General features: G+C 69.3%; 26 protein-coding genes. 10 read left to right on the top strand and 16 right to left on the bottom strand.

Translation table 11 applies throughout. The features are described from left to right. Positions 1–374: 374 nt before the first annotated feature. The 3 genes from FJ091_18155 to FJ091_18145 are packed head-to-tail and all read right to left on the bottom strand — an operon-like array spanning position 375 to position 4108. Entirely contained in the window at positions 375–1580 is a 1206-nt protein-coding gene (locus FJ091_18155) for a DEAD/DEAH box helicase family protein (protein ID MBM4385279.1), read from the bottom strand. 33 nt (positions 1581–1613) lie between these two features. After that, entirely contained in the window at positions 1614–2966 is a 1353-nt protein-coding gene (locus FJ091_18150) for a hypothetical protein (protein MBM4385278.1), read from the bottom strand. Further along, positions 2963–4108, bottom strand: a complete 1146-nt coding sequence (locus FJ091_18145; GenBank protein MBM4385277.1) for a sulfotransferase — start codon at positions 4106–4108, stop codon at positions 2963–2965. Before FJ091_18145 ends, FJ091_18150 begins: the two co-directional genes overlap by 4 nt. A gap of 86 nt (positions 4109–4194) precedes the next feature. Here FJ091_18145 and FJ091_18140 point away from each other — a divergent pair, with 86 nt between their 5' ends. Genes FJ091_18140 through FJ091_18130 form a run of 3 tightly spaced genes read left to right on the top strand, consistent with a single transcriptional unit; the run spans position 4195 to position 6904 of the window. After that, on the top strand, positions 4195–4602 hold the full coding sequence (locus FJ091_18140; protein MBM4385276.1) for a GFA family protein: 408 nt from the start codon (positions 4195–4197) through the stop codon (positions 4600–4602). 20 nt (positions 4603–4622) lie between these two features. Further along, positions 4623–6062 (top strand): hypothetical protein, encoded by a 1440-nt coding sequence (locus FJ091_18135; protein ID MBM4385275.1) that lies wholly within the window; start codon positions 4623–4625, stop codon positions 6060–6062. Further along, positions 6059–6904 carry an SDR family NAD(P)-dependent oxidoreductase gene (locus FJ091_18130; protein MBM4385274.1) on the top strand — a complete coding sequence of 282 codons (846 nt, stop codon included), beginning with the start codon at positions 6059–6061 and terminating at the stop codon, positions 6902–6904. The genes FJ091_18135 and FJ091_18130 overlap by 4 nt, the downstream gene beginning before the upstream one ends. A gap of 47 nt (positions 6905–6951) precedes the next feature. Here the strand turns inward: FJ091_18130 and FJ091_18125 are convergent, their stop codons facing one another. From FJ091_18125 to FJ091_18105, 5 genes are all read right to left on the bottom strand, one after another. Further along, positions 6952–7809 carry an alpha/beta hydrolase gene (locus FJ091_18125; GenBank protein MBM4385273.1) on the bottom strand — a complete coding sequence of 286 codons (858 nt, stop codon included), beginning with the start codon at positions 7807–7809 and terminating at the stop codon, positions 6952–6954. Then, entirely contained in the window at positions 7806–8636 is an 831-nt protein-coding gene (locus tag FJ091_18120) for a hypothetical protein (protein ID MBM4385272.1), read from the bottom strand. The genes FJ091_18125 and FJ091_18120 overlap by 4 nt, the downstream gene beginning before the upstream one ends. 25 nt (positions 8637–8661) lie before the next feature. Continuing rightward, positions 8662–9558 carry a sterol desaturase family protein gene (locus tag FJ091_18115; protein MBM4385271.1) on the bottom strand — a complete coding sequence of 299 codons (897 nt, stop codon included), beginning with the start codon at positions 9556–9558 and terminating at the stop codon, positions 8662–8664. Between the two features lie 107 nt (positions 9559–9665). Further along, positions 9666–10151, bottom strand: a complete 486-nt coding sequence (locus tag FJ091_18110) for an Hsp20/alpha crystallin family protein (protein MBM4385270.1) — start codon at positions 10149–10151, stop codon at positions 9666–9668. Between the two features lie 123 nt (positions 10152–10274). Further along, positions 10275–11603 carry an acetyl-CoA hydrolase/transferase family protein gene (locus FJ091_18105; protein MBM4385269.1) on the bottom strand — a complete coding sequence of 443 codons (1329 nt, stop codon included), beginning with the start codon at positions 11601–11603 and terminating at the stop codon, positions 10275–10277. A 52-nt stretch (positions 11604–11655) separates the two neighbouring features. On the opposite strand from FJ091_18105, the gene FJ091_18100 reads away from it, so the two are divergent. The 4 genes from FJ091_18100 to FJ091_18085 all read left to right on the top strand — a co-directional run bounded on the left by FJ091_18100 (position 11656) and on the right by FJ091_18085 (position 15064). Next, positions 11656–12771 (top strand): DUF1214 domain-containing protein, encoded by a 1116-nt coding sequence (locus FJ091_18100; protein ID MBM4385268.1) that lies wholly within the window; start codon positions 11656–11658, stop codon positions 12769–12771. Beyond that, positions 12768–13970 carry a threonine ammonia-lyase gene (locus tag FJ091_18095; GenBank protein MBM4385267.1) on the top strand — a complete coding sequence of 401 codons (1203 nt, stop codon included), beginning with the start codon at positions 12768–12770 and terminating at the stop codon, positions 13968–13970. The genes FJ091_18100 and FJ091_18095 overlap by 4 nt, the downstream gene beginning before the upstream one ends. A gap of 408 nt (positions 13971–14378) precedes the next feature. Further along, positions 14379–14672, top strand: a complete 294-nt coding sequence (locus tag FJ091_18090; GenBank protein ID MBM4385266.1) for a type II toxin-antitoxin system death-on-curing family toxin — start codon at positions 14379–14381, stop codon at positions 14670–14672. Next, a complete protein-coding gene (locus FJ091_18085) occupies positions 14654–15064 on the top strand; it encodes a hypothetical protein (GenBank protein MBM4385265.1) in 411 nt (136 codons plus the stop codon). The genes FJ091_18090 and FJ091_18085 overlap by 19 nt, the downstream gene beginning before the upstream one ends. A 3-nt stretch (positions 15065–15067) precedes the next feature. On the opposite strand, the gene FJ091_18080 is transcribed toward FJ091_18085, so the two are convergent. Both FJ091_18080 and FJ091_18075 read right to left on the bottom strand, forming a co-directional pair. Beyond that, positions 15068–15382, bottom strand: coding sequence for a hypothetical protein (locus FJ091_18080; protein MBM4385264.1), 315 nt, complete (start codon positions 15380–15382; stop codon positions 15068–15070). 29 nt (positions 15383–15411) lie between these two features. Beyond that, positions 15412–16089, bottom strand: a complete 678-nt coding sequence (locus FJ091_18075; protein ID MBM4385263.1) for a hypothetical protein — start codon at positions 16087–16089, stop codon at positions 15412–15414. Positions 16090–16201: 112 nt separating this feature from the next. Here FJ091_18075 and FJ091_18070 point away from each other — a divergent pair, with 112 nt between their 5' ends. Then, a complete protein-coding gene (locus FJ091_18070) occupies positions 16202–17059 on the top strand; it encodes an alpha/beta hydrolase (protein ID MBM4385262.1) in 858 nt (285 codons plus the stop codon). Positions 17060–17080: 21 nt separating this feature from the next. Here FJ091_18070 and FJ091_18065 read toward each other — a convergent pair whose 3' ends face one another. Further along, positions 17081–17794, bottom strand: a complete 714-nt coding sequence (locus tag FJ091_18065) for an SIMPL domain-containing protein (GenBank protein ID MBM4385261.1) — start codon at positions 17792–17794, stop codon at positions 17081–17083. Between the two features lie 113 nt (positions 17795–17907). On the opposite strand from FJ091_18065, the gene FJ091_18060 reads away from it, so the two are divergent. After that, positions 17908–18849, top strand: a complete 942-nt coding sequence (locus tag FJ091_18060) for an LLM class F420-dependent oxidoreductase (GenBank protein MBM4385260.1) — start codon at positions 17908–17910, stop codon at positions 18847–18849. A gap of 68 nt (positions 18850–18917) precedes the next feature. Next, a complete protein-coding gene (locus tag FJ091_18055) occupies positions 18918–19427 on the top strand; it encodes a hypothetical protein (protein MBM4385259.1) in 510 nt (169 codons plus the stop codon). A gap of 147 nt (positions 19428–19574) precedes the next feature. On the opposite strand, the gene FJ091_18050 is transcribed toward FJ091_18055, so the two are convergent. From FJ091_18050 to FJ091_18030, 5 genes are all read right to left on the bottom strand, one after another. Further along, the gene (locus FJ091_18050; protein MBM4385258.1) at positions 19575–20048 is read right to left on the bottom strand and encodes a (2Fe-2S)-binding protein; all 474 of its coding nucleotides are present in this window, start codon (positions 20046–20048) and stop codon (positions 19575–19577) included. 28 nt (positions 20049–20076) lie between these two features. Continuing rightward, entirely contained in the window at positions 20077–20946 is an 870-nt protein-coding gene (locus FJ091_18045) for an FAD binding domain-containing protein (protein MBM4385257.1), read from the bottom strand. Positions 20947–20989: 43 nt separating this feature from the next. Further along, positions 20990–21232 carry a MoaD/ThiS family protein gene (locus FJ091_18040; GenBank protein MBM4385256.1) on the bottom strand — a complete coding sequence of 81 codons (243 nt, stop codon included), beginning with the start codon at positions 21230–21232 and terminating at the stop codon, positions 20990–20992. 10 nt (positions 21233–21242) lie between these two features. After that, a complete protein-coding gene (locus tag FJ091_18035; protein ID MBM4385255.1) occupies positions 21243–23507 on the bottom strand; it encodes a xanthine dehydrogenase family protein molybdopterin-binding subunit in 2265 nt (754 codons plus the stop codon). A gap of 68 nt (positions 23508–23575) precedes the next feature. Beyond that, positions 23576–23697 (bottom strand): IS5/IS1182 family transposase (locus tag FJ091_18030; GenBank protein ID MBM4385254.1); only part of this gene is annotated, 122 nt, incomplete at its 5' end.

The following is a 23697-nucleotide window of genomic DNA, read 5'->3' as shown; positions in this document are numbered from 1 at the left end:
ACTCGCGCTACTCAGCGGAGCCGCCGCGTCGACCGCGGGTGAGATGATCCAGCCGTCGGTCGTCGTACACAACGGCCTGTGCGCGTTCCCGGGTTCACCGTCTACCAACCTGATCGACCAATCGGGCCTACAAGCTCCCTACGTCCATGGAGTCACTGACTTCGACGCCTACACCACGGTCACGCAGCACGGGAACTACGGCGCGTGGGGGAGCAACTGCGCGCTCACGGGCGTGATCGTCCTGGACCTCGGTGCGCCAACGCGAATCACCGGGATGGCCGTGTGGCAACACACTGGCTTCTTTCGGCAGGACATCGAGACGGTCCGCCTCTGGGCGGATGACGACACGGACTACACGAATGGGGCCACTCAGCTCACTGCGTGCGCAGCTTGTACACGTCGTAATCGACGTTCACGCGGTCGGCGACGGCCTGCGCGTGCCCGTACTCCATCACGAGGTTCTGCTGGAAGAAGCCGAACGTCTGCTTCGACGGCGTGGCGGTGAGGCCGACGAGGAACGCGTCGAAGTACTCGAGCACCTGGCGCCACACCGTGTAGATCGAGCGGTGGCACTCGTCGACGAAGATGAAGTCGAACGTTTCGATCGGCAGCGCGGCGTTGTAGACCACCGGCGCCGGCTCGCGGCGCAGCGCGGCGTAGGTGTCGAACAGCGAGCCGCCCTCCGCCTCCGCGGGCAGCTCCTCGTCCTTCAGCATCGAGTAGAGGCGCTGAATCGTCGTGATCACGACGCGCGCCACCGGGTCGAGCTTGTTACTGGCGAGCCGCTGCACGTTGTAGAGCTCGGTGAACTTGCGGCCGTCGTCCGGCGTCGTGAACGCCTGGAACTCGCGATAGGCCTGCTTGCCGAGGTTGTCGCGGTCGACCAGGAAGAGCACGCGCTTCGCATCACCGAACTTGATGAGGCGATAGATCGCGCTGATCGTCGCGATCGTCTTGCCGCTGCCCGTCGCCATCTGGATCAGTGCGCGCGGCCGGTTCTCGCGCAGCGAGCGCTCGAGGTTCGCGACGGCGGTGGCCTGCGCGCCGCGCAGCCCGCGCGCGTCGAGCGGCGGCATAGTCTGAAGGCGCAGCCGCAAGCTCGCAGGCCGCTCGGAGAGTGGATCGGGCACACCATGGATCTCGGGCAGAAACACCGCGTCGTCCGCGAGCCACGCCGCGATCGTCTCCGGCTTGTGGAAGGAGAACACGCGGCGGCTGCGCGGCTCCGGATCGAGCCCGTTCGTGAAGCACGTCTCGTCGCCGGTCGACTGGTAGAGAAACGCGAGCGGGCGAAGCGGCGCCGGCAAGCTCGCGGGGAGCCCCTGCGCGTAGCGCGCCGCCTGCGGCTCGACGCCCGAGAGCGTCGTGCCGGCCTTCTTGGCCTCGATCACGCCAACGGCCTTTGCGTCGACGTAGAGCAGGTAGTCCGCGAAACCGAAGCCGGCGGCGAGCGGGAACTCGCGCACCGCGACGCCGCGAGCGGCGTGAATGTTCGTCGCCGCGAAGTCCTGCACCGCCCAGCCCGCGCCCGCGAGCGCGGCATCGATCGCTTCGCGGGCGATGGCTTCGGGGCCGGGCATCGCGGAACCGTAACACCCAGGGCGGCAGGCTTGTTACTGCTGAAACCTCCGCTGCACGTGCTCCTGCCTCAGCTTGATCTGCGCGATGCGCTCCTCGCGCGACACGAGGCGCGTGTCCGCGGGCAGGTGCTTCCGCACGTCCGCCAGCGGCACCTTCTTCGCGCGGATGCACGGCCACTGCTCGGTGGGCGGCTTCGTGAAGTAGGCCCAGCGCGGCGACATGAAGCCCTCGCGCTGGCCCGTCGTGTCGAGCCAGTTCGGAACGCCGGGGTCTTCGTGCGCGACGACGTAGCGCAGCCAGCCGTCGCTCGAGCGCTCGCTCTGGAAGCCGTTGAGGCTTGTTAGGCGGTTCGCGTAGTCGAACGACTCGCCCCAGAAGTTCGAGAGGTGCATCCCGATGTACATCGGCTCGATCAGGATCTCGTTCTCGATCACGAGCGCTTCGTCGCGCTCCAGCTCGTAGACGCCCCCCGCGTAGATGTTGCTGTTCATGCCGCCGCCGGTGGCGCCGCTCGCGGCGTTCGGGTCGTTGAAGCTGTTTCGGGGCATGAAGCGCTTGCCGTCGCCGTTGCGGTCGGCGTGGGTTTCGAGCAGCACGTCGTAGAACTCGTTCCAGAAGTGCATCTGGCCCCGCGCGAGCGCTCCGGCGCGGCGCAGCTGCTCGGCGGCGCGCGCGGGCGTGTACGCGGCGGGATGCTCGCGCTCGGCGCCGACGCGCGTGATCACGAGGTCGACGGGCTCTTCGCGCGACCAGTCGTAGAAGAGCTGGCGGCCCGACACGTAGTCGCAGACGAACTCGCGCTGGCCGCGCCTCGTCTTGGTGGGGAGGAAGTTGCCCGTGAAGCCAGCGGGGCGCTCGGGCGCGAGCAGAATCTCGAACGTGTCGTCGGCTGCGACTTGCAGTTGCGAGATGTCGAGCACTCCCGCGAGCGCCTTCTCGCCGGAGCGCAGCTCGGCGAGCGAGCCGGTGTCGCCCGTGAAGCCGCGCGTGCACTCGAAGATCAGGTACTGCGGTGCGAGCAGCCCCGACTTCGCGCGCGGCTCGCCGCGCCAGTGGCGCGTGTCGCGCGCGCGGCCCCGTAACGAGTAGGTCTCGTTGCCGTCGATCGGCATCGTGAAGTAGATCGCGTCGGCGTTGTCGATCGTCGCCTTCGAGATCGCCTGGATCGCGCGGCGCACGTACGGAAAGCGCGGATCTTCGAAGAAGCCGCGCTCGATGCCGCAGTAGAGCAGCGTCATCAGGTAGCGGTAGCCCTCGGCGAGGCCGCGTTCGGTCGCTGGCGGCGCGAACAGCTTCGGGTCCTCGATCGCGTCGCGCGCGCGCTGCAAGTCCGCGATCAGCGCGTCCCACGCTTCGCGCAGCTCTCGTTTCGCTTGCTCCGTCACTTCGTCTCCTCGTCGCGCGGCCAGTGGAACTGCGCATAGAGCTTTGCCATCCGCTCACGCAGCGTGTTCTTCGCGAGCCCGAACTCTTCGAGGCTGTAGCGATGACTCGTCTCGTGCTTCTTCGCGCGCGCTTCCTCGGCGGCGAGAACGCGCGCGAGCTCGGGCGTCACGTCGAAGCCGAGCTCGGCGTACATCTTCTCCAGCGCGCCCCGCGGAGCGGCGGTGAGCTGCGCGTAGTCGACGAGCGCGCGCTTCGTCCCGGGATGCTTTGCCAGCACCTCGTGCGGATGCAGGTAGGACTCGAGGGAGATCTCGACCTGTGCCTCGAGCGCGCGCTTCGCGTCCTCGGGCGACGCGCCCTGCAGGCGGTACGCGGTCTGTAACAACTTGAGCAGGCTCGGGATCGTCTCGCCGGGATCGCGCAGCGTGATGCCGAAGCGTGCGTCGGGGAATTCCTCGATCAGCGCGGCGACGCGGCCCGCGAACACCGGACTCTTCGAGGTGTAGATCTTGTCCGCGCCGTCGACGTAGAGCTGGCGCTTGATGCACTCCCGGTAAAAGCGCATCAGGCGGCGCCGGCGCTTCTCGGGCCAGCGGTCGATCGCGAAGAAGTCGATCTTGCCGAGGTACGGAACCTTCGTGCTCCAGAAGCCCGACGCGCACGAGTAGTAGAAGAAGAGGTCGTCTTCCTCGGGCTTGAAGAGGCCCATCGCGTGGATGTCTTTGGTGGCGCGGTAGCGGCGCTGCTCCCACGCGCGCACGCGCTTCGCGAGGCGCCTTCCGAGAACGCGACGGTCGAAGGCGCCGAGCGCCCGTAACAACTTCTTCTGGAGCAGCGAAGGCAGATAGAGCTCGATCATCCGATTCGAGCAGAAGCGCTCGCCGTCTTGGCTCATCAGCCGGTGCAGCAGCGTCGTGCCGCTGCGCGCGTGGCCCACGAGAAAGACGGGCGAGCGCACCTCGATGCGGCGCAAGCGCGGGAACAGGAGGGCGTCGAGGAAGAAGCAGACGGCGTGGGTGCTCGCGACGACGGGCACCCAGATGAGCAGGCGATAGAGGTACCAAGCGCGCCTCGCGCCGCGCTCGCGCAGGGCGAGCGACACCATGCGCGCCCAGATCGCGAAATCGAAGTGGAAGAGCATCGCGGTCGACCCTATCGCGCCGCGCACTTTCGTCGCACGTGCGCTGCGCGTTAGCGTGCGCGCTTCACCCGAGCTCGGAGGCCGAGATGGCTCTCACAGGTCATTGTTATTGCGGATCGCTCAAATACGAAGCGGGCGGCACGCCGCTGATGAAGCTGATGTGCCACTGCCGCGAGTGCTCGTACTTCAGCGGCGGCAACGCGCTCCCGCTGATCGTGACGCCCGAGGCCGAGTTCAAGTACACCGCGGGCGAGGTGAAGAAGTTCGCGCGCAAGGATCTGGCGGCGCCGGTCACGCGCGAGTTCTGCCCGAACTGCGGCACGCACGTGGTGAGCCGCGCGCCGGGGATGAAGGGCGCGGTGATCATCAAGGTGGGATCGCTGGACGACCCGAGCGCGTTCGACAAGCCGGGCGTTTCGATCTTCACCTGCGACAAGCAGCCCTGGCAGACCGTGTTCGCGGGCGCGCCGGCATTCGAGAAGACCCCCGGCTGAACGCTCGCGCGGAGCCTCCGGTGAGCACGGCGCGGCCCGCGCTCTGGCAGCTCGCCGCGCTCGCTTGTTATGGCGCCGCACTCGCGCTGCTGATCCCGCGGCACGAGCCTTGGTTCGACGAGGCGCAGGCGTGGCTGCTCGCGCGCGATGCGGACCTGTTCGAGCTCTACGCGCACTGGCTCCGCTACGAGGGCAATCCCGGCCTCTGGCACGCGCTGCTCGTGCCACTCGCGCGCGGCGGTGCGCCGTTCGCATCGATGCACGTGCTCGCGGCTCTCTTCGCGTTCGCCGGCGCGGTGGTGTTCGTTCTGCGCGCGCCCTTCCCTGCGTGGGTACGAGCGCTGTTCCCCTTCACGTACTTCCCGCTCTACCAGTACGCCGTCGTCGCGCGCCCGTACGCGCTCGCGCCACTCGTCTTGTTTGCCCTCGCCGCGATTTGGCCGCGCCGCTTCGAGCGTCCCTTCGCACTTGCTGCGCTGCTCGCGGCGCTGGCGCTCGCGAGCGTGCACTGCTGGCTGATCGCGGCGGGTCTCGGCGCGCTGCACGTGTACGAGCTGCTCTCTCACCGACGCGAGCTCGGCGCGCACGCTCTGCAGCAGCACGCACTCGCGATGAGCGCACTGCTCGCGGTCGGCGCCTTCGTCGCACTCGTGCTGTGGCCGCCGAACGACCACACGATGGTCGTCCCAGGCTTCGCGCTTCATCCAGACCGCGGTTTCGCCGTCGCGTGGCGTTTCTCGAGCTCGTCCCTCACTGAGATCGCGCCGCTCTCGCTGGCGGTGATCGCCGCGTCGCTCCCGATCCTCGCGGCGCGGCGCGTGCTCGCGACCTTCGTTCTGCCCGCCGCGTTGCTGATCGCGTTCGCGGCCACCAAAGCGTACTCCGAGTGGCACGAGGGCATGCTCTTCCTGTTGTGGGTGTTCGCTCTGTGGGTCGCGTTCGCGCGCGAACGCGATGAGCATGAACGCGCGTGGACTGCGGGAGCTGCGCTGGCCGCGCTCGCGGCAGTGCTGCTCGTGCACGCCTCCTGGGCGCTCCGCAGCGCGCGCTACGACTGGAGTGAGTCGTACTCCGGCGCGCCTGCCGTCGCGCGCCATCTCGCAGAGACGACGACCGAGCCCGACACGATCTTCGCGCTCGGCTTCGGCGCGTTCGCCGTGCAGCCTTACTTCGAGAGCAATCGCTTCGACAACTATCGCGCGCGCACGGGCGGCGCCTTCCTCGACTCGTCGGCCTCGGCGCCCTGGCTCAACGAGTACGAGGCGGTTCTGCGCGCGCGCCCGGATGTCGTGATCGTGGGCGTCAAAGGTGTCGACGAGCAGCCACTGCTGGTCGAGCCGGAGCGCCTCTTTCCCGGCTACGTGCCGCGCGTGTTTCGCGGCGCGCTGTTCTGGAAGAATCGCGTGCTCGAATACGACGCGTACGTCGTCTATCGGAGCACAGGGAGGGAGACGCGATGAAGGACCTGCGCGGCAAGGTGGCGGTCGTTACGGGAGCGGCGAGCGGCATCGGGCGCGCGCTCGCGCAGCGGCTCGGCGCGGAGGGCATGCGCGTCGTCATCGCGGACGTCGAGCAAGAAGCGCTGCGCGGCGCGCTGCGCGAGCTCACAAGCGCAGGCGTCGACGCGCGCGCCGTGCGCTGCGACGTGAGCTCGCAGGACTCGGTGACGGCGCTCGCGGAGAAGACGCTCGAGGCGTTCGGCAAGGCGCACGTGATCTGCAACAACGCGGGCGTCTTCGCGGGCGGCCTCACCTGGGAGGCGCCGCTCAGCGACTACGAGTGGGTGATGGGCGTCAACGTCTACGGCGTGCTGCACGGCATTCGCGCGTTCGTTCCGATCTTCTTGAGGCAGGGCGAGCCCGCGCACGTGATCAACACCGTGTCGATGGCCGGCTTCACGTATGGGCCGACCAGCAGCGCGTACTTCATGAGCAAGCACGCCGCGCTCGCGCTCTCGGAGAGCCTCTACCTCGAGCTGAAGAATCGCGGCGCGCCGGTGGGCGTGACCGCGGTGTGCCCCGAGCTCGTGGCGACGCGCATCGGCCACGCCGAGCGCAATCGCCCACTCCACCTGAAGCGCGGCGACGAGCCGGCGTCGCCGGAGCGCGACGCGGTCGAGAACGCGATCAAGACCGCGATCGCAACGGGCATCTCGCCCGACGCGATCGCGGAGCGCGCCGTCAACGCGATGAAGGAGGACCGCTTCTACGCGCTCGCGCCCGAGGGCGACGCGTGGCGGCGCATGTGCAACGCGCGGCTCGAGCTGGTGCGCACGGCGAGCAATCCGCAGATGCTGTTCTGAGGGACCAAGCTCGCGGAGCGCGGGGTCAGACCCAGCAGCCTGTGCCGCTACGCCCCCGCGTGCTCCGCGAGATGCGCGAGCAGCGCCTTCGTCACCGGCTCGGGCTGCTGGTCCGTGAGAAAGTGCCCCGCGCCCGGCACCACCACGAAGCGGGACGGCGCGTCGACGTGCTCGCGCGTGGCTTCGGCGGCGATGCGGCCCACCGTCGCGTCGGCGTCGCCCCATACGAACAGCGTCGGCACGCGCGCGGGCGGCAGATCCTTCAGCGCGAGCGCCGAGCTTCCCGCGAACGCGGCGCGGTACCAGTTCAGCGCCGCGTCGAGCGCAGCGCGACTCGCGAGCGGCGTGACGTACGCGTCGATGTCCGCGTCCGGCACGCCTTGCGCGCGCAGCATGCCGCGCAGCCGGCGCGCACCGGCTTCCAGTAACAAGTCGGCGGTCTTCGGATCCTGGAACGCGCGGTGATGCTTCGAGCGCTCGCTCTGCGCGGAGTCGCTCGCCATCGCGCGCGCGAACGCGGCGGGATGCGGGCGCGAGAGCACCGCGAGCGAGCGCACGCGCGCGGGGTGGCGCACGGCGAGCAGCCACGCGAGCTGCCCGCCCCAGTCGTGGCCGACGAGATGGAAGCGCGGCGCGCCCAGCGCGTCCGCGATCCCGAGCGCATCGGCGAGCAGCGCGTCGACGCCGTAGTGCTCGACTCCACTGGGCCGCGCGCCGGGCGAGTAGCCGCGCTGATCCGGCGCCGCCGCGCGCCAGCCCGCCGCCGCGAGCGCCGGCAGGTCGTGGCGCCAGGTGTGCCGCGTCTGCGGAAAGCCGTGCAACAGGAGCACGAGCGGCGCGCCCGCATCGCCCGCGAGGTCGACGGTGAAGCGAAGGCCGTTGGCTGAGATCTCCTGCGTCCTCACCACAGCTCCCCCACGTACCTCTCCGTCCCCGGGACCGTCTTCACGAGCGGCGCGACGAGCTGCGTCTTCGCGAGGCCCGCGCTCTCGATCGCCTGCGTGTAGCTGCGGAAGCGCGCGAGCGGCGCGCGCACGTCGCCCGTCACGAAGAACAGCTGGCACAGGCGCTCGGGGCCGCCGGCGCGGGAGCCGAGATGCATCGGCACGTTCTTGGGCTCGTTCTCGCCCGCGCTCGGCATCCACGCTGATGCGATCTCCACGTTCGACTCCGCGAGCAGCTGCGGCACGAGCTCCTTCCCGAGCTCGCGCGCGAGCTGCGCGGCGGATCGCTCGATTCCGTCGAGCCACACCGCGACGAGCCCGTCGTAGCCGCGATCGAGCGCGAGCTCGATCGGCACCGGGTCCGCGTCGCGATACGTCGCGCCCAGGTGATCGAACAGCGCCGTGTGCACGTGCGTGCGCTTCGCGAAGCCGCGGCCTTCGGCGTAGAGCTCGCGCACCTGCGGCCGCGCCCACGCGTCGAAGTGCTCCTCGTGATGGCCCTCGAGCACCCAATAAGTCGCCATGTACGAGCCCGCGTCGAACGGCTGCGCGATCGCGCTCTCGCGCGGCCAGCGCAGATCCTTCAGCGCGCGCGTCGCCACCCAGCGCGCGCCAGCGAACAGGTAAGGCCCGATCAGGCAGCCCGCGTAGAAGTGATCGCGCTCGTACCAGCGGTTGTACGCGCGCTCGTAGCCGCGCTCGGGGTCGACGAGCGTGAGCAGCATCGAGCCGACCTTCACCGGGTAGTCGGCTACGCCGCCGGGCGTGAACGGATAGTTCGTCTGCATCGCGCCTCCGGTCGCCGGGGCCAGCCTACTCACGCAGCGTGAAGCGCGGCCACGTAAACGGCGAAGCCAGCACGCCGAGGAACGTGCGCGGGAACTCGCCGCCGTGCGGGATCCCGATGTCGCTGCCGGGCGCACGGTCGCGCGGAAGCCGGAACGTCCCGAACAGGTGATCCCATAACAACACGTCGCCGCCGTAGTTGCACCGCGCGGTCTCCGGATCGCGCGCGTGGTGCCAACGGTGCGGGTCGGGCGCGCTGAACAGCCAGTCGAGCGGGCCGAGCGTGAGCGCGAGGTTGCAGTGCTGGAAGCGCCCGATCGCTAGGGTGAGCATCACTTGCAGCGCGAGCGCGCCGGCGGGCGCACCCAGCAGCGCGAGCGGAGCGGTCTGCAGCGCGCCCGAGAGCGCGACTTCGAGCGGATGCAGGCGCGGGCCGTTGATGCAGTAGAGGCGCTCCGCGCTGTGGTGCGTGGCGTGGATGCGCCAGAGCGGGAGCCAGGAGTGCTCGGCGCGGTGGAACCAGTACCGCACGAAGTCGCCCAGCAAGAGTGCGAGGGCGGCCTGCGCGAGCAGCGGCCAGTGCGCGGGCCAGATGCCGAGGCTGTGCGCGCCCGCGAAGTCGCCCGCGAGGTTCACGAGCAAGCCCGCCGGCGCGGCGCACAGGATCAGCGGCGCGTCGACGCGCAGATCGCTCCAGCCGCGATTCCACGCGCGCTGCCACGGGCGCCAGCGTTCGAGCGCGAGAAAGAGTGCGCACAGTGAGAAGAAGCCCACGCCCGCGACGACCCCGGGGTTCGTGCCCGCCCGCAGCGCTGCGGCACCGAGCGTCGCGGAAGCAGCGAGCACGCCGAGATAGAGCGCGATCGAAGCGGCCTTGCCGAGGGGCGGTGCGCCCTCGCGAGTGGGCTGCACGAAGCTCTGCATGCAGCGAGTGAACGCCGCAGGCTCCCCGGAGTCAACCCGACCGTCTGAAGGCAGCGGCCCGCGCCTCTCGCGAGACGCGGGCCGCGCTTGTGGGGCATCGCCGCGCGTCAGGCACCCTTCACCTGGATCGTGTGCGCCTTCGGCTTGGCCTCGGCCTGCTTCGGCAGCGTGACCTTCAGCACGCCGTTCTTGAACTCGGCGCTCGCCTTCTCAGCCACGACCTCGCACGGCAGCGCGATGCGCCGCTCGAAGCTGCCGTAGCTGCGCTCGCTGCGGGTCCAGCCGCGCTGCTCGTCCTTCTCTTCGCGCTCGCTGCGCTTCTCGCCCTTCAGAGCGAACACGCCGTCTTCGAGCGTCAGCTGGAAGTCATTGTCCTCGAGACCGGGCAACTCCGCGGAGATCTTCACCACGTCCGCGCTCTCCTCGAGCTCGAGGCTCGGCACGAAGCGCGCTTCGGCAGCGTTGGCGGGGAAGTCGCGGAAAAAGTCGTCGAACAAGCGATTCATCTCGTCGACGAGCGGAACCGCCGGATGCGCCGCGACGCGCAGCGCAGGCTCCCGGCGGTGCAGGCGGAACAGAGTGGGGAAGCTCATCGGTGTCTCCTTCGTTGCGTCCGCAATCCCTCAGCGCGGACGAAACGATTGCTGTGCGCCGGCGGCGGGGGCGTCAAGCGGGCAGCACGAAAAAGTTTCGACTCGCGGAGCCGCGGCGAAGAGTCACACCCGATACAGCGCGCGCGCTTGGGCCCGCAGGTGTTCGCGGAAGTCCGGATGCGCGATCTCGATCATTGCGCCCACGCGCTCGCGCACGCTCTTGCCGCGAAGCTGCGCGACGCCGTACTCGCTCACCACGTAGTCGACGAACGTGCGCGGCACCGTCACGGGCGTGCCGGCGGGGAGCGCCGGCACGATGCGCGAGACGCGCGCGCCTCCGGCGGGGCGCGAGCTCGAGGGCACCACGCTCACCGAGCGCCCGCCCTCGGAGTACGCGCCGGCGATCATGAACACGGTCTGGCCGCCAACGCCGGTGAAGGGCTTGTGGTCCCACGCCTCGGCGCTCACCTGACCTGTTAGGTCCACGACCATCGCGTTGTTCACCGCCACGAAGTTCTTCTGTTGGATCAGCCGGCGCAGGTCGTCCGTGGTGCCGAAGTCGTACAGCTCGAACACGGGGTTGCCGTCGATCGCGTCGAGCTCCTCACGCCCCAGCGCGACCAGCGCGCTGCCCACGACCTTGCCGGGATACATCGACTTGTACTTGCCCGTGACGACGCCGCGCTTCACGAGCTCCGCGGTGCCGCCCGTGATCAGCTCCGTCTGAATGCCGAGGTCGTTGCGGAAGCCGAGGAACTTCGCGAGCGACGCCGACACGGTGCCGATGCCGATCTGGATCGTGTCGCCGTCGTTGATGAGATCGGCCGCGACGAGATTGCAGATCGTGTCTACTTGCGCGAGCTCCTCTTCGCTCGGCGGGGCGCCGGGCGGCAGCACGGAGCTCGCCGCCTCCTCCGCCTCGACGAAGAAGTCGATTTCGTCGACGTGCACGAAGTTGTCGCCGCCGGTCCTGATGAACTCGGGGTGGACCTCCGCGATCACCGTCTTCGCGCCCTTCACCAGCAAGTTCGAGAACCACACGCCGGGGCCGAAGCTGCAGAAGCCGTGCGCGTCGGGAGGCGACACGGGCACGAGGTAGAAGTCCGGGTTCGCGTCGTAGTGCGGCGGCGTCACGCCGCCCTGCCACACGCTGATCGGGAGATAGTCGACCGCGCCCTCGTGGATCGCGGGGCGGTTGAACGGGGTCGCGAAGTTGTCGTGCAGTGCGAAGGCGCGCCGCAAGTCAGGCGAGGTCCAGCAGAAGAGCGACGCCGCGTGGTCGATGCGCACGTTCTCCAGCTCGCCGCGCCGCCCGCGTTCGGCGAGCGCGCGGCACAGCGTGTGTGGCGTGCACGTGTACGTGCCCACGCCCACGGTCTGCCCAGACGCGACCTTCGCCACCGCGCTCTGCACCGAAACCAGCTTGCTCCCCACGCGATCCTGCCAGCGCATCGCACCTCCAGTCGGGCCATCGTACCCTGCAAAGAACTCGCGAGGTGATGCGATGTCGCAGGACGAGAAGACCCAGCGCGTGATCGACGGCCGCGCGTGGAGCGATTTCTGCCGCGCGCTCGAAGCGGCGGGCCAGACGATCCTGCGCGAGGGCACGCCCGCCACCGCGCTCGATCGCGCCGAGGGCATCCGGTACCTGACGCGGTTGTTACGGGCCGGCCTCGACGCGAACCTCGAGCACGGCGACCCGCGCTTTCCGCACTTTCACCAGCTCTCGAACGAGACGGTGAAGATCGGCAACGACAACCCCGACAACATCTACTGGAACTGCAAGATCTCGGGGCAGTACGAGTACAAGCTCACCGGCCAGCGCGGCACGGTGCCGTACGTCTCGCTCTGCACGAAGGGCGGCGGCTACGAGAAGGACGGCACGATGACGCCCCACGGCCAGCTCGACGGCCGCGACATGAAGATCAACCCCGACGGCTCGTTCGAGATCGCCGTCTCGTGCGAGCCGCGACCGGGCAACTGGCTCGCGATGACGCGAGAGACGAATCAGCTGATGATTCGCATCACGTACGGCGACCGCGCGAAGGAAGTGCCGGCGACGTTCAAGATCGAGCGCGTGGGCGGCAGCGGCGTGCCGCAGCTCGATCCGGCGACGCTCGAAGAGACGCTGCAGCGCACGGTCGGTTTCGTGCGCGGCACGTCGAACCTGTTCGTCGACTGGATGACGGGCCGCTACGCGACGCACGTGAACCAGCTGCCGAGCGACGACCAGAAGACGTGTCAGGCCGTCGGCGGCGACGCGCAGATCCACTACCTGCAGAGCCGCTGGCAGCTCGCGGAGGACGAGGCGCTGTGGATCCGCCCGACGCGCATTCCCGAGTGCGCGTTCTGGAACTTCCAGCTCAGCAACTTCTGGATGGAGTCGCTCGACTACCGCTACGCGCGCATCCACACCAACAAGGTCATCGCGCACTACGAGCCCGACGGCAGCGTGCGCATCGTCGTGGCGCACCGCGATCCGGGCCCGCGCTGGAAGAACTGGCTCACGACCTGCGGCCACACGAGCGGCGGCATGCTGTTCCGCTGGGTCGAGGCGAGGGACTTTCCGCCGGTCGAGACGCGCGTGGTGAAGCTGTCCGAGCTGAACCAGTTGCCGTGACGGATCCCGTAACAGCCGCGGATGTGCGCGCCGCCGCGGCCCGCATCGCGGGCGCCGTCGTGCGCACGCCGTGCCTCGAATCGAAGACGCTCTCCGAGATCGCCGGCGCGCAGATCTTCATCAAGTTCGAGAACCTGCAGTTCACCGCCTCCTTCAAGGAGCGCGGCGCCCTCAACAAGCTGCTCCAGCTGAGCGACGCCGAGCGCGCGCGCGGCGTGATCGCGATGTCGGCAGGCAATCACGCGCAGGGCGTCGCGCGCCACGCCACGCGCCTCGGCATCCGCTCGACGATCGTGATGCCGCGCTACACGCCGAACACGAAGGTGGAGCACACCGAGAAGCTCGGCGCGCGAGTCGAGCTGTTCGGCGACGACCTGAACGCCGCGAACGACCGCGCCAGCGCGCTCGCGCGCGAGCACGGCTTCACCTTCGTGCACCCCTACGACGACCCCGCCGTGATCGCGGGCCAAGGCACCGTCGCGCTCGAGATGCTCGAGGATCACGCGCGGCTCGACGCGCTCGTGATCCCCGTCGGCGGCGGCGGCCTCGCCTCGGGCTGCGCGATCGCCGCGGAAGGCGTGCCCGTCTACGGCGTCGAGACGGTCCTCTTCCCGTCGATGAAGCAGGCGCTCGCGGGCGAAGCGATCACGTGCGGCCGCGACACGATCGCCGAAGGCATCGCCGTGAAGCGTCCGGGCGCAATCACGCGCGAGATCCTGCGCCAGCGCGCGAAGGACATCCTGCTCGTCAGCGAAGTCGACCTCGAAGAAGCCGTGCTCGCGCTGCTCGACATCGAGAAAACCGTGGCCGAAGGCGCCGGCGCCGCCGCGCTCGCCGCCGTGCTGCGCCACCGCGCGCTCTTCGCCGGCCGGCGCGTCGGCGTCGTGCTCAGCGGCGGCAACATCGACCTACTCGTGCTCCGCTCCGTGATCGAGCGCGGCCTCGCGCGTTCGAAGCGCCTCGTGCGCCTGACCGTTCGCATCGACGACCGCCCCGGCGCGCTCGCCACCGTGACGAGAATCCTCGCCGATCGCGGCGCGAACGTGATCGAGATCGAGCACGAGCGCGCGTTCGGGCGCGTCGCGATCAAGCAAGCGGAGGTCGAGTTCGTGGTGTCGACGCGGGGGGAGAAGCACCTGCAAAAGATCTGCGGCGAGCTCAGGAAGAGCGGGTACGAGGTCGAGACGCCGGACTTGTAAGACGTTCACCAGGGGAACAACGGAGTCATGCCTATGCGCAAACGACGAGTACGGCATCTTGCGGTCCGCGCTCAGATGACCCCCGATGAGGCGTTGATACGGCTTCGGGCTGCTGGAGTTCCGGTTGTCTCGATCAATGATCAGATTTCTCGGTTCAGACTAGACGCTGCGATTCGGCTCCTACTCGCGCCGCCCAGTCAGTCGACTCCGTCGCCGGCAACTGCCCTGCTCAACCCGCAACGAGTCGACCTGGTTGAACGATCGGCCGCTCCCCACACTCGGACGGCTGTTGCGGTCAACCTCGCGCACCCCTCAGAACCTGAGCGCCGCGGCGCGCCTCCACGGCCTTCTGCTGAGTCTGTCGAGTTCCTCACAGAGAGCGAAGTCTTGGCCATCCATTTCGCACTCGTGGAGTTCTTCGCCAGAGAGAGCGATCCGATCACCCCTTCAGGGCCACGCGACAAGAACCTTCTCGCTTCGGCGTTGCTTCGGCCGCGGACTTCGATTGGTGAGCACGAGAAGTACCGGACCGTTCCACAAAAAGCAGCTGCCCTCTTTCACTCGCTCGTGAAGAACCATCCATTTCACAACGGGAACAAGCGCACTGCACTCGTGGGCACTCTGGCCTTTCTCGACCGGAACGGTTGGCACCTTCGTTCAGACGTCTCTGACGACGAGATTTTTTGTTCGTCACACAGGTAGCCGCCGGAACGTTCCCCGACGAAACCCGAGCGAGGCCGATTGATGAGGTGGTCGAGTCAATTTCGAGTTGGTGGCGCGAGAGGACGACGAGCCACGACCCGTCGGTCAGTGAGATGACAGTCAAAGACTTCCTGACCGCCTGCGAGGCGTCAGGTGCGCGGGTCGTTAGACGGGGAAGCTCAATCCTCGTCCAAGGCACGAACGGGCGGTCCATCAAGTTCGGCGCTTCATCGAAGAAGTTCGCGTGCGGCGTTGTAAAGAACTACGCGGGAACCCTTGGCCTCGCTGGCCCCGCTGTCGGCATGCGGCTCGACGAGTTTCAGGACTTCAGGGGGTCAGACGCCTTAATCACGAGATGCATGGCTGTCTTGCGACGCCTCGCCAGCGAGTGAACCTCACCGCCCCACCCCCGCCAGCCACCACCCGCCGATCGCGCTCAGCACCCAGATCACGCCCACCACCACCGCGCCGCCGCCGAGCGTGCCTTTGCGCGAGCGCGCGTCCCACAGCGCGAACAGGGTCATCGCCGCGGCGAGCGCGAGCGCGAGGCGTGCGAAGGGGTTGCGTTGCGTGAGCGCGAGCGTCACGGCCCAGGCGCCCAGCGCGGACAGGCCGGCGATCACGCAGAACGTGACGGGCCAGAGCGTCGAGTTGCGCCAGAAGAGCGAGAGCTCGAAGCGGTCGTCGCGGTCGCCGAGGTTGTTAGGCACGGCGCGTCAGCCTTTCTTCGTGAGCTGCATCATCGACTCGCCTCGTCGCCGTCCGCTCGCGCAGGTCGCACCACGAACGCGAGGCACTTGCGCGCGTCCTCGACGAAACCGCGGAAGAGCTGGATCGAGCGGTCGATGTCGGGCGCCCACGGGCCCGTGTAGATGCCGCCTGGCAGTTGGCGGCGGCCGGCGATGCGCAGCAGTGGCGTACCCGTCTCGTCGTCGGCGATCTCGAGCACGAACATCGCCGCGGCGCCGGGCTGGATGATCGAGGTGACGCGCGAGTTCGACGCGCGCGCACGGTCGAACTCGAGCTTGCTCACCTCGGCGCGCACGCGCAGCACGCCGGGGCCGCGCAGCGCGACGACCGGCAGCGGGATCGAGCGGCCGATGCCCGTGCTCACGACGTCGGCGAGGCTGCGCGTGAGCATCGAGTGGTCCTGCACGAGCGGCGGCGTGACGCGCGGGTCGTAGTAGATCCCGGGCTGCTCGAAGCGCAGCGCGCGATAGGCGCTGAAGTCGGGGCGCGGGCGGCGCAGGTAGAGGTTCCCCGGCGCGTCGACGACTTGTTCCACCAAGTCGCCGAACTGCGCGGTCGCGAGCTGAGGGCCGCGCGGGTCGATGGGGATGCGCGCGGTCGGCACGGTGCAGCCCGTGACGAGCAGCGCCGCGGCGCAGATCGCGATCGTCGTCGCCCGCATCGCCATGATTCGCGTACCTCGCGTCGCGCGCGAACGTACCGCGCGCAAGCGAATCGTGGCCGCGCATCGGCGAACGCGAGCGAGCGGAAAAGAGCGTCGGCGCGGCAACCTCGGGTGCATGTGGACGACACGCAGCTACGTCTCGAGCGACGGCCTCGCCCTCTCCTATCGCGACTACCCCGGGCCGCCGAGCCCCGCATTGCCGCCCGCGCTGTGCCTGCCCGGCCTCACGCGCAACGCGCGCGACTTCGAGGCGCTCGCCACGGAGCTCGCGCGCTCGCGCCGCGTGCTCTCACCCGATCTGCGCGGCCGCGGGCAGTCGGCATACGACCCGAACGCCGCGAACTATCACCCCGGCACGTACCTACGCGACGTGGTCGAGCTGCTCGCGCACGCGGGCGTGCCGCGCGTGCTCGCGATCGGCACCTCTCTCGGCGGCCTCCTCACGATTCTGCTCGCCGGCGCGAAGCCGGGTCTGCTCAGCGGCGCGGTGCTTAACGACATCGGCCCCGTGATCGACGAAGCCGGGCTCGCGCGCATCCGCGGCTACGTGGGCAAGAGCGGCGCGTTCGCGAGCTGGCGCGAGGCCGCCGAGGCGTGCCGTGCCGCGAACGGCGCGGCGTTCCCAGACTACGGCGACGCGGACTGGCTCGCGTTCGCGCGCCGCGCGTGCGCCGAGATCGCGGGCGGCGGCGTGCGCTTCGACTACGACCCGCGCATCGCCGAGCCGTTCGCGGGAAGCGGCGCGGCGCCCGCAGCCGCGGACCCGTGGTTGTTATGGGCGCCGCTCGCGAGCGTGCCGACGCTCGTGATTCGCGGCGCCACCTCCGACATCCTGTCGGAGGCGACACTCGCCGAGATGCGCCGCCGCAAGCCCGACACGCTCGCGGCGATCGTCCCGAATCGCGGCCACGCGCCCGCGCTCGACGAGCCCGAAGCGCTTGCTGCGATTCGAGCGTTCGCGGCGAAGCGCTGACCCCAGCCGGCGCGCGAGCGCTTACTCGAGCTCGATCGTGCCGTTCACGTCCATGCGCACGTGGCTGGTGCCGCCCTCGAAGCTCGGCGCGGGTGCGGACTCGGCCTTCGCCATCATCGCCATGTCGGCGCGCATGTACGGCATCGGGGGCTGGAAGCCGCCGCCGCCCACGTTCACCGTGATCAGGCCGTAGCTCGACTTGCCGAAGCTCTTCGCGACGAGCGACGCGCGCGAGCGGAACTTCTCGATCGCCTCGGCGATCAGCTCGTCTTCGAGCTTGCGCTGCGTCTCGCGCGACACCGAGAACGAGATGCCGCGCAGCAAGAGGCCCTTCGCTTGCAGCTTGCCGAGCAGCTTCGCCACCGCGTCGGTGTCCTTGCTCTCGAGGATCAAGTCCTGGCTCGCCTGCCAGCGCACGATGCGATTGCCGTCGCCGTACTCCGGGTACGTGTTGTACGAGCCGCTCGTCACCTTCACGCCCTTCGCCTGCTTCGCGAGCGCGAGCGCCTCCGTCATCTGCTTGTTGATGCGCGCCGCGAGCTCCGCGGGATCCGAGCCGGACGCCGTCGTACCGATCGTGCCCGTGGTCCAGTCGTTCGCGACCTCGCGCTCGGCGAACACGCTGAAGCTCACCTGATTGCGCGGCTGCGGCAGAACTTGCGCGGACATCGCTGCGGCTGCTGCGAACACGAGTGAGAAGGCGAGAACTCGAGCGAGCGAACGGAACGCGGACATTGAGAGCTCCTTGATGGGCGTGCGCACACTAGCCACGCCCGCGATAGGGTCGGCGATGTGACGACGCACTCCGCCGATTCCTTCAACGCGCACGGCGACCGGAAGTCACGCCGATGAGCGGACGAATCGCCCACGCGGTCGTGCTGCCGTACTGGCTCGGGCGCCCCGCGAGCGAGGCGCTCGAGATCGCGCGCGAAGCGGACCGCCTCGGCTACCCCGAGCTGTGGATCGGCGAGATGGCGACGTTCGACGCGTTCGCGCTGGGCGGCGCGATCGCGCGCGAGACGAAGCTCGCGCTCACGCTCGGCCCGCTCGCGCTCGGCGTGCGCAGCCACGTCGCGCTCGCGCTCGGCGCGGGCAGCGTGAGCGAGCTCGGCGGCCGCCCGGCGCGGCTCGCGCTCGGCGCCTCGAGCCCCGCGATCGTCACGGGCTGGCACGGACGCGAGTACGCGCGCCTTCCCGAGCGCGCGAGCGAGACGATCGCCGCGCTGCGCCCGCTGCTCCGCGGCGACCGCAACGAGCGAGGCTTCAAGCTGCGCGTCGCCGCACCGTCGCCGGAGCTCACGCTCGCGGGGTTCGGCCCGAAGATGTTAGGTGTCGCCGCTCGCGAAGCGGACCGCGCGCTGCTGAATCTCGTCACACCCGCGGCGGTGCGCGAGACGCGCGCCACGCTCGAGCGCGAAGCGCGCTCCGCCGGCCGCGCGCGCCCGCGCCTCGCGGTTTGGCTCACCGCTGCGCTCGATCCGGGCGCGGAGGCGATCGCGCAGCTCGCGCGCCAGGTGTGCGTCTATCTCGCGCCGCCCGGTTACGGCGAGATGTTCCGCGCGGCGGGCTTCGGCGCGCTCGTCGACCGCGCACGCAGCGGCGAGCCGCAGGCGAAGCTCGCGCACGAAGTGCCGCGCGCCCTGCTCGGCACAGTCGCGGCGCTCGGCGACGCGCAGCAGCTGCGCGCGCGCCTGCGCGACTACCTCGACGCGGGCGCGGACGAGATCGCGATCGTTCCCGTAACAGCTTGCGATGATGCGGGCGCGCGGGTGCTCTCGGCGCTGGTCTGACGCGGTTTGGCAGCGTTTGGCGATTTTTTTCGTCGCGCCTCGGCGAGGCTCGGGCATAGGTTGCGTACATGAGTGCGTGTCAGCAGCAGTACTGGACCGAGATGACCGAGTTCGGTTGGGAGTCGAACTACCTCCTCGAGCTCATTCAGCGGGACGAGACACTTCACAGGCGAATCGACGTGATCCTCGCGGTCGCGTCGAGTGCGAGCATCAGCGGCTGGGCGATCTGGAGCGAGCTCGGCTTTGTTTGGGCCGGAGTGATCGCCGCATCACAAGTCATCGCGACCGTGCGCCACGTCTTCTCGCTGAGGGAACGCCTTCACAAGTGTCCCCGCTATCGCGTGGAACTCGAACAGCTGCTCTTGGCCGCCGAACGAGATTGGTTCGACGTCGCCGAGGGAATTGTGGACGAGCGCCGAATTCACGAGATGCGAATTTCGCTCCGAGAGCGCAAAGCGGAAGCCGAGTATCGGTGCCTTGGAGAGCTGACGATTCCGAGCGACTCGACCCTGTCCACGCGGGCCGACCAGCTGACGCGCGACTATTTTATCGCCCGCTACCCCGGGAGGAACTCATGAGTGAAAAGCCGGCCAGACCGACCGCGAAATCCGATCGGAGTGGACGCTTCCCCAAACCAGGCGTCGTGATCCCGATGCCGCCAGTGAAGCCGCCCCCCCGCTCCTTCGAGCGAGAAGACGGCGAGCAAGCCGGGCCGCTGAGAAGCCTCAGCCCCGCATCGTCGCCGCGGCGTCCTGCACCGCGCGGATGATCTTGTCGTAGCCCGTGCAGCGGCAGAGGTTGCCCGCGAGTCCGAAGCGGATCTCGCGCTCCGACGGGTCGGGATTCTTCTCGAGCAGCGCCTTCGCGGCCACCACGATGCCCGGCGTGCACACGCCGCACTGCAGGCCCGCGTGCTCGAGCAGCTTCTGCTGCACGGGATGAAGCTGGCCCGGCGCCGCGACGCCTTCGACGGTCTCGATCTTGCGGCCCTCGGCCTCGGCGGCGAGCACGAGGCAGGCGCAGGTGAGGCGGCCGTCGAACATCACGCTGCACGCGCCGCAGTCGCCGGTTGCGCAGCCTTCCTTCACGCCCGTCAGGCCGACGTTGTTGCGGAGCGCGTCGAGCAGCGTCTGGTGCGGCTCGCACAGGAACTCGGCGGGCTCGCCGTTGAGCGTGGTTTCGATGTGGAGCTTGGGCATGGGAGTCTCCGAGGCTGAGAGCGAGTTGTTATTGGCGGGCGGCGGCGCGGTCGGCGGCGATGCGCGCCGCGCGCTTGGTGAGCACGCCCGCGACGTGCTTGCGGTACGCGATCGTGCCGCGCTTGTCGTCGATCGGCTTCGCCGCGGCGCTCGCGGCAGCAGCGGCGGCGGCGAGCGAGGCGTCGTCGAGCTTCTTGCCGACCAGCGCAGCCCCGGCCTCCGGCACGAGGAAGGCCGTTGGCCCGACCGCGCCGAGCGCGACGCGCGCGGCGGTGCACACGCCGCTCGCGTCGAGGGTGAGCCTCACGCCCGCGCCCACCACCGCGATGTCCATCTCGGTGCGCGGGATGAGGCGCAGGTACGCGTCGGAGGTGCGCGCTGCAGGGCGCGGCACGAACAGCGCGACCAGCAGCTCGTCGGCCGCGAGCACGTTCTTGCCCGGGCCCGTGTTGAACTCGGCCGCCGCGACTTCGCGGCGACCGCGCGGGCCCGCGATGATGCAGCGCACGTCGTTCGCGATCAGCGCCGGCGTCGTGTCCGCCGCGGGTGAGGAGTTGCACAGGTTGCCGCCGATCGACGCGCGGCCCTGCACTTGCTTCGAGCCGATCAGCGCGGCGGACTCGAACAAGCCGGGCCACAGCGCGATCAGGTCCTTTCGGTGCGAAAGCTCGTCGCCGCACACCGCGGCGCCGATCGTCGCGCCCTTCGCGTCGAGCGAGATCGCGGTGAGGTCGGCGATGCGCTTCACGTCCACCAGGACCGCGGGCTTCTTTGCGCCGCTCCGCAGCTGCACGAGCAGGTCGGTGCCGCCGGCGAGCACGCGCGCGGCGGCGCCGTGCTTCGCGAGCGCGGCCACCGCCTCGTCCACCGAGCGCGGCGCTTCATAAGACTTCTGCATGGGGGTCTCCTGATTCCGTGACTGCTGGATCGAGTTTTCCGGCTCAGCCGCCCGCGATCGGCGGCAAGAACGCGACCTCCGCGTCGTCTTCGATCCGCTCGTAGTCGGCATTGCCGTGGATGACGCCGTCGATCGAGACGGCGAAGCGCGGGCCGAGCGCCTCCGCGAAGCCCGGGTAACGGGCGTCGAGCGCCCGTAACAACCCGGCCACGTTCACGGCAGCTTGCGTCACGCGCTCACTCCCCGTGAGCCCGCGGCATGCGTTCGGCACGATCACGACAGCCATCTCGCCTTCGCTACGAACGCGCCTGCAGCGCCGCGAGCAGCTTCGGCGGCGAGATCGGCAGGTCGGTCATGCGCACGCCCGTCGCGTTCTTCACCGCGTTCGCGACCGTCGCGAGCGGCGGCACGATCGGCACCTCGCCCACGCCGCGCACGCCATACGGATGCAGCGGGTTCGCGATCTCGAGCACGACCGTGTCGATCATCGGCAGGTCGCTCGCCACCGGCATGCGGTAATCGAGGAAGCCGGCGTTCTCCATCACGCCGTGCTTGTCGAACACGTACTCCTCGTTGAGCGCCCAGCCGATGCCCTGCGACGCGCCGCCCTGCATCTGGCCCTCGACGTAGCTCGGGTGAACGGCCTTGCCCGCGTCTTGGATCGTCGTGTAGCGGATGACGTCGACGCGGCCGGTGTCGGGATCGACCTGCACGTCGCACAGATGCGTCGCGAAGCCGGGGCCCGCCGCGGGCGGATTCACCTGCGCGCGGCCGTTGATGGGCCCGCCGGTCTTGCCCGCCGCCGCGGCGATCTGCGCCACGGTGAGCGGGTCGTTCTCGACGCCCGAGCCCTTCACGGGCTGGCAGCGCCCCTCGCTGAACTCGACCAGCGCGACGTCGCAGCCCCACATCTTGGCCGCGCGCTCGCGCAGCTGGCGGATCACGTCGCGCGAGGCCTCGATCACCGCCATGCCCGTCGCGTACGTGACGCGCGAGCCGCCTGTCAGGTCGCAATAGCCCGCGGTGTCGGTGTCGCCCACGATCGGCCGCACCTTCGCGACGTCGATGCCGAGCTCCTCGGCCGCGCAGATCGCCATCGATGCGCGCGAGCCGCCGATGTCGGGGTTGCCAGTGATTACGGTCGCCGCGCCGTCTTCGGCGAGGTGCACTTCCGCGCTCGACTGCATGCCCACGTTGAACCAGAAGCCCGACGCGATGCCGCGGCCCTGATTCGGCCCGAGCGGCGCGCGATAGTGCGGATGCTTCTTCGCGGCTTCGAGCGTGTCGACGAAGCCGACGCGGCTGAACTTCGCGCCGTACGGCGCCTGCACGCCCTCCTTCGCCGCGTTCTTGATGCGCAGGTCGATCGGGTCGATGCGCAGCTCGGCGGCGAGCTCGTCGAGCGCCTGCTCCATGCCGAACGCCGCCTGCGGCGCGCCGGGCGCGCGGTACGCCGCCGTCTTCGGCTTGGTCGTGACGACGTCGAAGCCTTCGATCGCGCTGTGCGGAATGTCGTAGGCCGCGAACACCGTCATCGCGCCCGCGCCCACCGGCGAGCCCGGGAAGCCGCCCGCCTCGAACCACATGCGCGACTGCGCAGCGACGAGCGTGCCGTCCTTCTTCGCGCCGAGCTTGATCTCGACCGTCGCCGCGCCCGCTGGGCCCGTCGCGCGGAACACGTCCTCGCGCGACATCACCATCTTCACGGGGCGCCCCGTCTTGCGGCTGAGCGCGATCGCGATCGGCTCGGTGTAGACCGTGGTCTTGCCGCCGAAGCCGCCGCCGATCTCGCTCGGGATCACCTTGAGCTGGCCGACGTCGAGGCCGAGCACCGCGGCGCAGTAGCTGCGCACCATGAACGCGCCCTGCGTGCAGCACCACACGATCGATTGGCCGTCGGCGTTCGTGCGAGCGACGACCGCGTGCGGCTCGATGTAGCCCTGATGCACGGTCTGCGTGCGGTACGTGCGCTCGATGACGTACTCCGCCTCGCTGAAGCCCTTCGCGATGTCGCCCTTCCCGAACTGGACACGCGAAGCCACGTTGGTCGGTACCGAGTCCGGCTTCACGCCCTTCGTACGCAGGCCTGGGTGAAGAATCGGCGCGTCCTTCGCGAGCGCCGCATCGATCGAGAGCACGGGCTTCAGCACCTCGTACTCGACCTCGATCGCTGCGAGCGCGAGGTCCGCGATGTCCTGGGAAGTCGCCGCGACCGCCGCGACCGCGTGGCCGTGGTAGACGACCTTGTCGCGCGCCATGCAGTTGAGCGAGATGTCGCGGAAGTCGCCGCCGTGGCCTTCGCCGCCCTCGGCGGCCTGCGACGCGAGGTCGGGCAGATCCTTCGCGGTGAGCACGGCCTTCACGCCGTCGATCTTCAGCGCCTTCGAAACGTCGATGCGCTTGATGTTCGCGTGCGCGTGGGGGCTACGGAGCAGCTTGCCCCACAGCATGTCGGGGAACGAGAGATCGGCGCCGTAGTTGGCCTTGCCGATCACCTTGTCCACGCCGTCGTGCCGGATCGGACGCGTGCCCACCCACTTGTACTTGCCGTTCGTCGTCATCGCGTGCTCCTCTGGGGAAGCGCGAACCGTACCCAAGCCCGGGGCGCCTCTGCCGCTGTCCTAAGAGCCTATCCGAAAACCCCAGCCAGTTTCATCGTGATCCAGGCACAGGCGAGATGGAGCATTGCCTCGTAGTTCTGCTCGCGCTTCTCCCAGCGGACGAGGAGCCGGCGGAATCGGTTCATCCACG

This window comes from Deltaproteobacteria bacterium (assembly GCA_016875395.1).
Classification (GTDB): Bacteria; Myxococcota_A; UBA9160; order UBA9160; family UBA6930; genus VGRF01.
Note: the sequence above shows the minus strand (reverse complement) of the source record. Positions and strands in the feature narration are given on the sequence as shown.